Below are 11,999 nucleotides of genomic sequence, written 5' to 3'. Positions count from 1 at the left end.
TGGCTCGCTCCGGCAAGCCTTGAACATGTTTTAAGCGGAGAACCTCTTTGATCCGGCGCATCGACAATCTCTGGGTGGGCATCGGCCTTCCTCGTTCACTGACGAGGCAGTTCCTAAGCCGGTTGAGTTGTCGGCCGAAGCGGGCTGAGCTGCTGAAAACTTGCTCACGATCCCGCGAAATCCGTGCTCACGATCGTCTGAAATCTCTGCTCACGATCCCCTGAAATCCGTGCTCACGATCCCGCGAAACATGCAGCGGGCACCGCGCAGTATCATATCAACGCTGACATTATGTACGCACTGCGCAAGTACGTGCAGGCGACGGGTGACGAAGAGTTCTTGCGAAAGTACGGAGCCGAAATGCTCGTTGAAACAGCCCGAATGTGGCTGGACCTTGGCTTCTATTCGGACGCAAAGGGGGGAAGGTTCTGCATAAACGGTGTTACTGGGCCCGATGAATACAACGCCGTCGTGAACAACAACGCTTATACGAACTTGATGGCCCGCGAAAACCTTCGCTACGCTGCTGAGGTTGTCGAGTCTTTACGGACAGCAGAAGCGGGGATGTACGACGCACTTGCGCAAAAAACGGCGCTCGATCCCTCCGAGGTCAATGCATGGATTCAAGCCGCGGGAAGCATGTATGTGCCGAGTGATGAAACGCTGAATGTTATCCTTCAGGATGACAACTTTCTCGACAGAGAGCCATGGGATTTCCGAAATACGCCACGTGACCGCTATCCGCTGCTGCTGTTCTATCATCCGCTGAACATCTACCGAACGCAAGTGATCAAGCAGGCGGACGTGATCTTGGCGATGTTCTTGTTGGGCGACACTTTCTCGTCAGAAGTGAAGAAGCGCAACTTCGATTTCTACGACCCACTGACAACAGGCGACTCATCACTATCCTCCTGCGTCGAGGCGATCATCGCCGCACAAGTCGGCGACATGGATAAAGCATTTCGTTACGGCATGGCGGCCCTGCTGATGGACTTGGCCGATGTGGGAGGTAACGTGAAGGACGGTTGCCATATCGCCTCTATGGGTGGCACCTGGATGATGCTGACCTATGGTTTTGGTGGGATGCGGGACGATGACGGAACATTGTCGTTCTGGCCACGTCGTGCACCCGAGGAAAACGCCATCCTTCGATTTCCCATAACCTACCGCGGCCGGTTGTTGTGTGTCGAAATTGGCCTGGACAAGGTGGAGTACACGTTGCGGGAAGGTGAGCGCCTCGTGATCCGCCACGAAAAGCAGGAAGTGGAACTGACACGGGAGCATCCAGTGGCCGTTCGGCCGGTTTCGAGAAGGTGAGCGAGCCTGGATGACGGAGACAGTCGATCAGTTGTATGGCATGCGTCCTTCCGAGCGCGAGAACCAAATCACGCCTCTGCTGCCCTCGACCACGGTGCTTTTGTTTTCCTGAAATCCAGCCACGTGTTTCGCAGGCGCGCCTCAACGCCGATCGATGCGTGTGCCTGCCAGCCGGTGATGGCGGCTGCAGCCGTGCCGCTCTGCGAGAACTCGTCACCGAGTTCTGCGAAAAGCGCGTTTGTGATCGCCATGTCGTTAAAGGAACCAAGTTCCTCCTGCAGGTCGGCCAGCCCGCGAGAGAATCGCCTGACGGACTTTCGGTCTCCGTACAGCGGCAACAGGAAGTCGGCGACGTAGCGCAGTCTCTTCGCGGCGAGCCTCAACCGGTGCAGCTTTTCCGCCGGAAGCGACTTGAAGCGGCGGCCGCGCTTGAGCACTCTCGCATGCTGTTCCGACAGGATGCGCCCGGCGAAGTTAACGGCGGGCTCGGTCAGTCGTCCGAGATCTTCGGGAGCGACGTCGCTCCGCCACCCCCTGGCCTCAATCCAGCCGCCGAGGCCGATCAGGAAACATGAGCATCGGCGGTCAGCCAACGCGAGACGTACCTTCTGGTAGGCGGCTGACCGGCGTTCCTCTGCGGCCTGTTCCAGGGCATCAAAGCCCGCGACCGAGGGACAGGCCTGCGCGATGGTCGGCAGCGTCCCCCGTTGAAACATGTCCCAATCGCGTGCGGCAGAAAGGTTTCGTGCCAGCCATCTTGCTTCCGACCGGAATGAGTCGAGATTGCCCAATGGCCCAACGGATCGCATCAAATCCAGGGCCGCGCGAAGGCGGCGCAGCGACACGCGAAGCTGATGGACTCCCTCAGGATCACGGCCGTCCTCGGCCGCTGCCAGAGACCCAAGAAGATGGTGAAGACAGGAGCGCAGGATCTTTGCGAAGGCCTCATCGAGGGATATTGTCGGGTCGAGGCGAAGCTTTCGCGGCTTCCGCAGGGCTGGCGACGCCTCGGCCGCAAGGTCAAAGCCGCGCGCCGACTTGCTGCGGATTGACGGTCGCACTGACCCATGGTCTGCGAGCCGAAGCGCGAGGTCGTAGATTGCGCTCGCGCTTCCACCCTTGAGCTCCAACTCGATCTCGCTCACGGGCATCGATTGATCGCCTGACTTCAGCACTCCCTGGGCGAAAGCGACCTCGATCGTTCCGGATGGCAGCTCGACGATTCGCGCGTGCCGGTGGATATCGGCGGTGAAGACCGCCTCAAGCTGATGACGTCGAAGATCCGAGCGCAGTTTGGCCGGGACGAAAGGCATCGCCAGTTCGACATCGGGAGCAATCGATGGGACGTTCGCCTCCCACTCGCCACGCCGGAGCGGATCGACTCCGAATTCGGCTTTCACGGTCTGCACGAATCGTGCGCCGTTCTGGCGAACCCGCAGGCTTAATCCGTTTCGTCTCAGCGTCCGCTCGGGCGTATCGTAGTAGACGGACTTGAGGTGCTTTCGTGTGCCCTTGTTGCGCGCATTCGTCGCGATGATTGGAGCGGCGTTGAAATCCGCCATGCGATCAGCATCGACAAGGAGCTTGAGTTCGATCTCACTGCCGGCAGGCGTCGCACCGTTTTGCACAGGGATTTCTGGCGTGACCTCATCACCTTGATGCTGCGCCTCATGAAGGAGGGTCTTCGGCGGTTCCTGCGAATGAGGCTCCGCGACGCCGTGTTGCCTGGAGGCAACAGAGTCGTCCGGTCTTTTGTTGTCCTGTGCGGCAATGGCGCTATTGATCCCGTGCGCGGCGCGTGCACTTTCCCGGGCGGGCTCAGGCGTATCGTCTTCTGACATGTGCGATTGTGTGACAGTTGGATGACGATTCGATAACACAACGCAGCGCGATCCAAAAGGAAGAACGACATTAATCTCTCCGGAGAGCTCATCCGTTTGGGTGAGCCAGATCAAGCCGGTTTCTCAGTTCCCGAAGCTTTCAGTCTGGTCCTCTCGATGGAACCGACGCATCATCGAGGCATCGCGGCATCGCAGCCCAAGAAGGCGATGTTACGGGTCGGGACTGCACAACTCCCGATACTGCCGGACCCGAGCGTTCATCGCTCGGCGGAACGCAGCCTGGACTGCAAAACGAGGAAAACCGCCAATAGCCGAATTCTGCCGCGCGAATCCATTTGCCGCCATCCGATGCGAGTGGTTGAATCGGTTGCAATTCGACTCGTTGAAATCCGGAAAATGCAAAGGTCAGCGAGGTTTACGCTATGCTTGCCGAAAAGTTCTTTCTGGTATTGGAGACGCTAAGAAGCCACGCATCCGATGGTGAACCCCAGATCGTGATCAGCACCACGCCGCATGTTCCAATCATTGTGCTGCGCAGGAAGCCCGCCAAAGGCTGAGTGACATCGCTATCTGGAGAGTCGAGGCGAGAACGAGACCTGCCACCCCGCAGCGGCTCATTCATGCGGCCATTATATTGAAGCCCGTTGGTCCGTCTCGTTTGTTTATGCCGCTTCACCTATGGTGAGGACGCTGCGTCCACGTCTGTTTCCCGAGTGAGATAGCGTCACGTCATCCCGTTCCAATGCGATGGCTGTTCGATCGCATGGAGCGCTGGTTCGGCGTGCGAAGATCGTCACATCAGACATTGATCCATAGCTCCCGGGATTGTCTTGGACTCAGCACCAGCAGACAGGATTCGCGATAGCGACCCGTCCGCGTGCAACGCACAGGCGCGACTTCCGCGAGATGCCAGGCGATCGGCCGTCTGCTGAGCGCCTCACGCACAGGATAAAGTCAATGGCAAAGACTGGAGAAAGCCGCGTGGCAGAGGAACGCATCCCGAGCGCGATCCTGGTCGGCATCCAGCTCCCGGGCATCGACGATGACGCGCATGCCGCGAGCCTTGCGGAGTTGGGCCGTCTGGTGAAGACGCTCGGTTACGAAGTTGTCGGCACGCTATCGCAGAAGCGCGACGAACTCGACGGCGCGACGGTGCTCGGCAAGGGCAAACTTGAGGAGCTCGCGGCGATGACTGGCGGGACAGGCGTTGTCGGATCGATGGCACACGTCCGGAAGCCAAGGGCCCGCGAGCGCCTTGAAGACGCCGACGGGAAGGAGTCGGCCGCCGGGCCGACTGAGCCTGATTTGGCGGCGCCATTGATGCCGGAATACGTGATCGTCGATCATGACATCTCGCCGAACCAGGCGCGCAATATTGAACAAGCAACCGGCGCGGAGGTACTGGATCGGACCGGGGTGATCGTGGAGATTTTCCATCGTCATGCACATAGCCGGGAGGCGAAGTTGCAGGTCGAGATGGCGCGGTTGAAATATATCGCGCCACGCCTGCGGGAATCGGCTGCGGGTGGCGAGCGGCGGCAGGGCTACGGCGCGGGCGAATCCGATCTCGAAGTCGAGCGACGCAAGATCCGCGACCGTCTCGCCGAGCTGAAGGAGCAACTGGCGGCTATTCAGCGGGATAGCGACCAACGTCGCGCCGCACGTCGCGATCAGCTTCGGGTCGCGCTGGTCGGGTATACGAACGCAGGGAAGTCGTCGCTCATGCAAGCGCTCACGGGCAGCGAGGTCCTGGTCGCGGACAAGCTGTTCGCGACGCTTGATACGACGGTGCGCGCTCTGCGGCCGGAAACGACGCCGCGTATACTCGTCTCGGATACTGTGGGCTTCATCAAGAAGTTGCCGCATGACCTCGTGGCGTCGTTCCGATCCACGCTTGCTGAAGCGCTGGAAGCGTCGCTATTGCTGTTCGTCCTTGATGCGTCCGATCCGACCTACGAGTCGCAACTCGATGTGAGCCGCAACGTGCTGCGCGAGATCGGCGCGGAGGTCGTTCCGTCGCGCCTGCTCCTCAACAAGATCGATCGCGTGAACGAGGCGGATCGCGCCGCGCTCCGCACGAAGCACCCGGACGCGATTTTCCTCTCTGCAAGGTCGCCGGCAGACGTGGCGGCACTGCGCGAGACGATCATCGCTTTCTTCGAGGCTGCGATGGTGGAGGAAGAATTCGTGGTGCCGTATGCGAAACAGCGGCTGCTCAGCGACGTGTATGGGCACGTGCACGTGCTGTCGGAGAACTTCGATGCGACGGGCCGGATCATAAAGGTGCGGGGTGTCTCCGGCGCAATTGAGCGCCTGCGAAGAACCCTTTCCGCGTCCTGAGGCTTACTTGAGACGTGTAACGGTGCGGCGGCCGCGCGCCACCAGCAGGAGATGGGTGGCGCGATCCATGAACTCCGCACTCGCGGCATACGCCTTCTCAAGCCGTTCGAGTTCGTGGGCGAAATGACTGTCGTCCGCCTGCAAGACCGGATTCCACCGGCTATCCGGCGTGAACCGGCTGTGGAACAGGTCGAGACCTCGCAGATCTTCAATCTCGAAATTCCCTGCGAAATGGCTTCGCAATTCGACCGCTGTAAACAGGTGAAAGCCGAATGCCATATGCCGGCCGTCACAGAGGTCGATTTCACACCGGTCCTTGATGTGATCATGTTTCAAGCGGCGGACGCTCTCCACCGAGTCCACGAAGGCCGTTGGCGTGCTGCCAATCGGGCGCACGGTCGTTATGAAATGTCCTGACGTCACACGCGCGATCTCAGTCGCGATATCCGTCAGCCTTTCAATGGGCAGATGACTGAGTGCGCTGTACAGGCACAGCGTGATATCGACCGAGCAATCGGGTTCCGGCAACCGGTCCGAAAGGTCTGCGACGTCGAATGTGAGACTTACCCCGGGGAGGCCGGAAAGATTTCGAGCCGCCAAGCGGGCCCGCTGGATCTGTGCCTGCGCAATGTCAAATCCGCGCGCGGTGATGCTGGTGAAACCGAGCGCATGGGCGCGCATGACCAGTCGCCTCAGCCACGTACCGGGCCCGCAACCCGCATCGAGAAACCTGAGCGATCTTGCCCCGGAAGCCCGCAGGTCAGCCAGTCTTGTTTCCAATACGTCCCAGACGCACCGATCCGCATAGGCATGCATCCCGTCAAAGGCAAATGGTTGCGAAGGATCGCCATCGGCATAGGCGCCGTAATCGTCGCCAGCCTGATTGTAGATGTCGGCAACGTCATCCGCCGCATCATTATCGATGGCCAGGGCGGAACGCCCGGATCGGGGCGAACCGGTCATAGCCGATAGCCATTTCCGTGAAAGGATCGAATCCTGATCAACCATATGAAGTGGCCTTTTCGGTCACACGCCCTTGCCCGCGTCATGGCGATGCGGTGGCCGCCGGGCGCTGAGTAGCAGCCGATGCCTGGATCATGTGCCCGGGTTGATAGGAAATCGAGACGAATTGCCGTCGCGCTTCACAAGCGCGACATAGGTGGACGATCGCACTTCAAGGTCTTCGACGGGCCGGGAGTGGCGACACCGAACGCCGCTCCCGGTCAATGATTGTCAGGTTCATTCGGCCGCAATTGGGTGCACCGTTCCACCCTGGCCTTCGCTCGTGAACATGAAGCCCTCGTAGCTTTTCTCGGCGATCTCGGCGCACTTCCTGCGGTAGCCGCCGACGCCTTCTGGGCCGAGATAGGGCAGGAAGCGATGAGCCTTGCCGGCGATGTTGGCTCCCATGTACCACGAATTGGCCGTGGTCATCAGCGTCGAGTTGACCACCTCCGCGACGTGAGTGCCCCACGCTTCCTGCGCCTGCGGGCTAGCCTCGATGGTCGCAAGCTTGCTTCGTCGCATGTGGGCGATGCATTCGGTGATCCACTCGACATGCTGTTCGATCGACACCGGCATGTTCGAAAGCACCGAGGGGCTCTGCGGGCCGGTGATCATGAACAGGTTCGGGTAGCCGGCGATCGCGACGCCAAGGTAGGTCACCGGGCCGTCCTCCCATTCCTGCGCCAGCGCCCTGCCGCCACGCCCCTTGATGCCGAGGCTTTTCAGCGGGCCGGTCAGGGCATCGAAACCAGTGGCGACGACGATGATGTCGAGCGGGTATTCTTTGCCGCCGGCGCGAATCCCATTCGGCGTGATCTCCTCGATCGAGCCGTCGGTGCTCGCATCCACCAAAGTTACGTTCTTCTTGTTGAAAGTCTCGAAGTAGTTGGTGTCGAGCGGCTGCCGCTTGGTGCCGTAAGGATAGGTCTTGGGTGTCAGTTTCTCGGCCGTGACCGGATCGTTGACGGTGGAGCGGATCTTGCTCTTGAGGTAGTCGGCAATGATATTGTTCGCCTCCTTGGAGAAGAACATGTCCTGATAGTTGGCCAGCCAGAAGGCAAAGCCTCCTGCATCCCACATCCTGTCGAATTCTCGCTCGCGCTCCTCAGGCGTCGCTTCGAGCACCGACCTCGGGATGAAATCCAACTCGAAGCCGAAGAACGAGTCCTTGATGCGCCGGCGGATCCCGTCGTAATCGGCCTTGCGGGCCCTGGTGACCTCGGGATCGACACTGCCGTTGCGCGCCGGCACGCAGAAGGCCGGCGTACGCTGGAACACCGTCAGGTGCTTGGCCTGCTGCGCGATCTCCGGGACCGCCTGCACTGCGGTGGCGCCGGTGCCGATGACCCCGACACGCTTTGCGGTAAAGTCGACGCCGTCGTGTGGCCACTGGCTGGTGTGGTAGCACTTGCCCTGGAAGGAGCCGAGCCCTTTGAACGGCGGCATGTTGGCTGCCGACAGGGCGCCGACCGCGGTGATAACGAAACGCGCTTTGGCGACGTCGCCGTTGTCGGTGCGCACCGTCCAGAGTCCGGTGTCCTCATCGAGGACGACCTCGGTGACGCGCTTGCCGAACTGGATGTCGGGCTTGAGGTCGAAGCGCTCCGCGCAGTGCTCGAGGTAGCGCAGGATCTCGTCCTGCTCCGGATAGCGCTCGGACCAGTTCCATTCCTGCAGCAGGTTCTTGTCGAACGTGTAGCAGTAAATGTAGCTGTCCGAGTCACAGCGTGCGCCTGGATAGCGATTCCAGTACCAGGTGCCGCCGACGCCGTCGCCGGCCTCAAACACGGTGACATTCATGTCGAGCTTGTCGCGCAACGAATGCAACATGTACATGCCGGAGAACCCGGCGCCGATGATGATCGCATCGTAGTCTGCTTTGGCGCCTGCGCTGCGCGAGTCACCTTGCACGTTCGTCATAACACTTCTCCTCCTGTGAGCAATGCCCCTGAAGTTCGGACCAGTTTTCTTGTCGTTATCGCAATACCCTCTCGATGCCGCTCGGCCGATGGATCGCGCGCACCATTTCGAATTCGGGGATGACAGAGGCCAACCTGCCGAAGGACAGACTGGCCGACTGCATGCGGTTCCGGCCACGAATGCCGCAAACCACGCAGATTCAAGAGCCGCGAAGCGTGGCGGCGCGAGGTAGGCCGCTTCGCTTCATCGGCACTATGCCGCTGCGCGCACCTCTCCACTTGCATAGGCGGCTGTCTCGAAATCGAGGTAGCCGCCGAACGATGTCGGATCTCCGAACGGCAGGATCTGCGTCGCCCAATATCCTCCGAACCCGTTCTTTCGATCGATCCAATAGAACAGGTTGGCGAGCCCGGCCCAGCCGATCGAACCTGCCGGGCGGCCGGTCGGAGCGTCCTCGTCGTTGACCATGAAGGTGTAGGACCAGGACTTCTTCAGTCCGGGGAAGAACTCCGCATCGTTCGACAGGGTCGGAATCACGCCGGGCAGCATTACCACGGTCTGGTGCGCCTCGAGGCCATTACGTACGGCGGCCTCGACCGTCTCTTGCTTCAGCACGCGGCCCTGTGGCCCCGCTCCATCGTTCAGCCACATGCGGATGAATTTCATGTATTCGCCGATCGAGGCGTAAAGTCCGTGGCCGCCCATGTCGACCTCCGGCTCGGGTGGCAATTGCAGATCGGGAAGGGGGGTCAGCGCGCCATCGGCTTCGCGCTGGTGGATGACGGCAAGGCGCTCACGCATCGAAGGCGTCAGCGAAAAGGCGATATCATCCATGCCGAGCGGCGCAAAAACCCGGTCCTTCAACACCTCTCCGAGGCGCTTGCCGCGAATGCGCTCGACGACCTGGCCGCACCAGTCGAGGTTGCTGCCATATTCCCACTTGTCGCCGGGATCGAACAGGAGCGGCGTCATCAGTGATGCCCTTGAGCAGGTGATCACGCTCGGCTGGCCGTGTTCTTGCGCGAGGCGAAAGTAATTGGCGTTGAAGAAGTCGTAGCCGAAGCCGGCCGTGTGCAGCATCAGCATGCGGGTGGTGATGTCGCGTTTCGGCGCCCGCAGCGTTGGCCTGCCCTGCGCGTCAAAGCCTTCGAGCACCTCGACCTTGCCGATCTCGGGAACGTAGGTCTTGGCCGGGGCGTCCAGGTCGAGCTTGCCTTCCTCGACACATTGCAGGACCGCCGTCCCGGTGATTGCTTTTGTGGTCGAAAAGATTGCGAAGACCGTGTCGGTCGTCATTGCCTGACTGCCGCCAATGCTACGCTCACCGGCTGCGCCTTCGTAGGTGTTGGCCGAGCGGTCGGTGATCATCGCCACCACGCCCGGAACGCGGTCTTTGCCGGTCACTACTTTCTGCAGAACGCCGTCACACGCGGTTCTCAAGTCGTTACCCATTGCCGTTCCTCCCGTTTGGAATTGACCAAGCTCGATCCTGTCTCTTCTCGACAGGCCGCCGTCAGTCTCCGCGGAACGATGTCAACCGTTGTAACGTATCAAGATCGGGCTGCAGTCCGATTGCCCCAGCGCCGGTTGCGCGAACGAAGTCCGACGGTGGCCGTGGCAGCAATAGCGATTGGCGTCTATTCTTGCGCCGGGTTTCCACCCACGCGTCAGGAAGACTAGACCGGTTTCTTTTTGTCGGCCACGCATTTCACCTGGCATCTCAAGGCGCCAAGAATTTTTTCGCTGAGACATGTCAGCGAAGCTGACACGTGCGACTTTCTTTGGGCTGCATCAGACGGCAAGGCGCCGGCTCACGCGGCGCGGACGCCTGCGAGGAAGGTGGAGACTTCGCCGGAGAGCTGCTCGGCCTGCTTGGACAGGTTGCTCGCTGCGGTCAGAACGAGGCCCGCGGCGTTGCCGGTCTCGTTGGCCGCGGCGCTCACTCCGCCGATATTGGTCGTGACTTCCTTGGTCGCTTCCGCCGTCTGCGACACGCTGCGTGCGATTTCGGCCGTTGCTGCGCCCTGCTGCTCGATTGCGGAGCCGATCGAGGTGGCGATGGTGCTGACTTCCTCGATCGTGGCGGTGATGCCGTCGATCGCCTCGACCGCTTCCTTGGTCGCGCCCTGGATCTGCGCGATGCGCGTGCCGATCTCTTTGGTGGCTTCCGCGGTCTGGCTTGCGAGAGTCTTGACCTCGGAGGCGACCACGGCAAAGCCTCGGCCGGCCTCACCGGCGCGCGCGGCCTCGATGGTGGCGTTGAGCGCCAGGAGGTTGGTCTGCTCGGCAATGCTGGAGATCAGCTCGGCGACGTGCTCGATCTGCTGGGCGCCGTCGGCGAGCGCCCGCACGATGGTATCGGTGCGGCGCGCGCTCTCGACGGCGCGGCCGGTGACATTGGCCGACTGCGTCACCTGGCGGCTGATCTCGGAGATCGAGGAGGACAATTCCTCGGCGGCCGAAGCTACCGTCTGCACCCGCGAGCTTGCCTCCGTTGCGGCCGAACCGACCACCGCGGCGCGGTGATTGGTGCCCTCGGCGGTCGAGGACATCGACTTTGCGGTGGCTTCCAGCTCGCTGGATCCCGACGCCATCAGTCCGACGAGCTGGCCAACCGATGCATCAAAGCGATCGGCGAGGGCGAACAAGGCGTCACGCTTTTCCTTCTCGCTCCGCTGCTTGGTTGCGTCCTGTTCGGCTTCCAGCGCCCGTGCGGTGATCGCGGTCTGCCGCAGGACCTCCAGCGTTTCCGCCATGCGGCCGATCTCGTCACGGCGGCTCGTCTCCTCGACCGCCTCGTCGAGCGAGCCTTCGGCAATGCGCTGCATCCGGTTCTTCTGACGCTCCAGCGCGCCCACGACGTCGCGGGCAATCAGCCACGACAACAGCCCCATCAGCAGCATCAGACCGCCGCCGATCGCGCCAAGCTCCAGCAGCACGGCGTTCATGTCGGCGTCGATATCATCGACATAGAGTCCGTAACTCATGACGATGTTCCACGGCTCGAAGCTGCGAACATAGGTCATTTTCCGCGCCGGCACGGTCTGCCCGGGGCGTGGATAAAGGTAGGATGTGGTGCCGCCTTCCGGGCTCTGCCGGCCGGCAGCGATCTGGGCATCGGCGATCAGGACGCCATTGGCATCCTTGGTGCCGTTGATCTTGCCTTCGAGCTTGGGATTGGCGCTGTTCAACAGCAGCGACGTATCGGCGATATTGTAGGCGTTCGGATATCCCTGGCCGTTGTTGAAAGTCATTTTCCGGCCGCGCTGGCGAAACTGCTCCTTCGCCTCGGCGACCGTCATCTTTCCGGCAGCGACATCCTCCTGCAGCGACTGCGCCACGCCGTAGAGCAGGTCGGCCGCCGTCCGCATCTGTGCGACGCGGTCGTCCAGCATGCGGTTTCGGTTGATCCAGGCCGCACCCGCGACGATTGCGAAAACGGTCAGTGCCGCGAGAGCCACTATGCAGGCGAGTTTGGTGCGGATCGTCAGTCGGCTGAGAAGGTTCATTGCGGCCTCTGCGGGTATCGTGTCCCGAGGCATAGCAGGAAGTGTCTTACCAATCGTGAATCGGGTA

General features: G+C 61.2%; 8 protein-coding genes. 3 read left to right on the top strand and 5 right to left on the bottom strand.

Annotation, left to right across the window (positions count from 1 at the left end):
- The first annotated feature begins 225 nt into the window (after nucleotides 1-225).
- Nucleotides 226-1,317 carry a glycosyl hydrolase family 65 protein gene (locus tag AAFX91_RS04040; RefSeq protein ID WP_394565606.1) on the top strand — a complete coding sequence of 364 codons (1,092 nt, stop codon included), beginning with the start codon at nucleotides 226-228 and terminating at the stop codon, nucleotides 1,315-1,317.
- A 68-nt stretch (nucleotides 1,318-1,385) separates the two neighbouring features.
- On the opposite strand, the gene AAFX91_RS04035 is transcribed toward AAFX91_RS04040, so the two are convergent.
- A complete protein-coding gene (locus tag AAFX91_RS04035) occupies nucleotides 1,386-3,158 on the bottom strand; it encodes a CHAD domain-containing protein (protein WP_394565604.1) in 1,773 nt (590 codons plus the stop codon).
- Nucleotides 3,159-3,580: 422 nt separating this feature from the next.
- Here AAFX91_RS04035 and AAFX91_RS04030 point away from each other — a divergent pair, with 422 nt between their 5' ends.
- Complete coding sequence (locus AAFX91_RS04030; protein ID WP_394565600.1) at nucleotides 3,581-3,715, top strand: hypothetical protein; 135 nt, start codon at nucleotides 3,581-3,583, stop codon at nucleotides 3,713-3,715.
- 349 nt (nucleotides 3,716-4,064) lie between these two features.
- Nucleotides 4,065-5,498 (top strand): GTPase HflX, encoded by a 1,434-nt coding sequence (gene hflX, locus AAFX91_RS04025; protein ID WP_394565598.1) that lies wholly within the window; start codon nucleotides 4,065-4,067, stop codon nucleotides 5,496-5,498.
- A 3-nt stretch (nucleotides 5,499-5,501) separates the two neighbouring features.
- Here hflX and AAFX91_RS04020 read toward each other — a convergent pair whose 3' ends face one another.
- From AAFX91_RS04020 to AAFX91_RS04005, 4 genes are all read right to left on the bottom strand, one after another.
- Nucleotides 5,502-6,506, bottom strand: coding sequence for a class I SAM-dependent methyltransferase (locus tag AAFX91_RS04020; RefSeq protein WP_130578809.1), 1,005 nt, complete (start codon nucleotides 6,504-6,506; stop codon nucleotides 5,502-5,504).
- Between the two features lie 231 nt (nucleotides 6,507-6,737).
- On the bottom strand, nucleotides 6,738-8,423 hold the full coding sequence (locus AAFX91_RS04015; protein WP_130578808.1) for an NAD(P)/FAD-dependent oxidoreductase: 1,686 nt from the start codon (nucleotides 8,421-8,423) through the stop codon (nucleotides 6,738-6,740).
- 252 nt (nucleotides 8,424-8,675) lie between these two features.
- Nucleotides 8,676-9,875 carry a serine hydrolase gene (locus tag AAFX91_RS04010; RefSeq protein ID WP_130578807.1) on the bottom strand — a complete coding sequence of 400 codons (1,200 nt, stop codon included), beginning with the start codon at nucleotides 9,873-9,875 and terminating at the stop codon, nucleotides 8,676-8,678.
- A 359-nt stretch (nucleotides 9,876-10,234) separates the two neighbouring features.
- A complete protein-coding gene (locus tag AAFX91_RS04005; protein WP_394565597.1) occupies nucleotides 10,235-11,932 on the bottom strand; it encodes a methyl-accepting chemotaxis protein in 1,698 nt (565 codons plus the stop codon).
- Nucleotides 11,933-11,999 lie beyond the last annotated feature (67 nt).

This window comes from Bradyrhizobium sp. 31Argb (assembly GCF_043638955.1).
Classification (GTDB): Bacteria; Pseudomonadota; Alphaproteobacteria; order Rhizobiales; family Xanthobacteraceae; genus Bradyrhizobium.
Note: the sequence above shows the minus strand (reverse complement) of the source record. Positions and strands in the feature narration are given on the sequence as shown.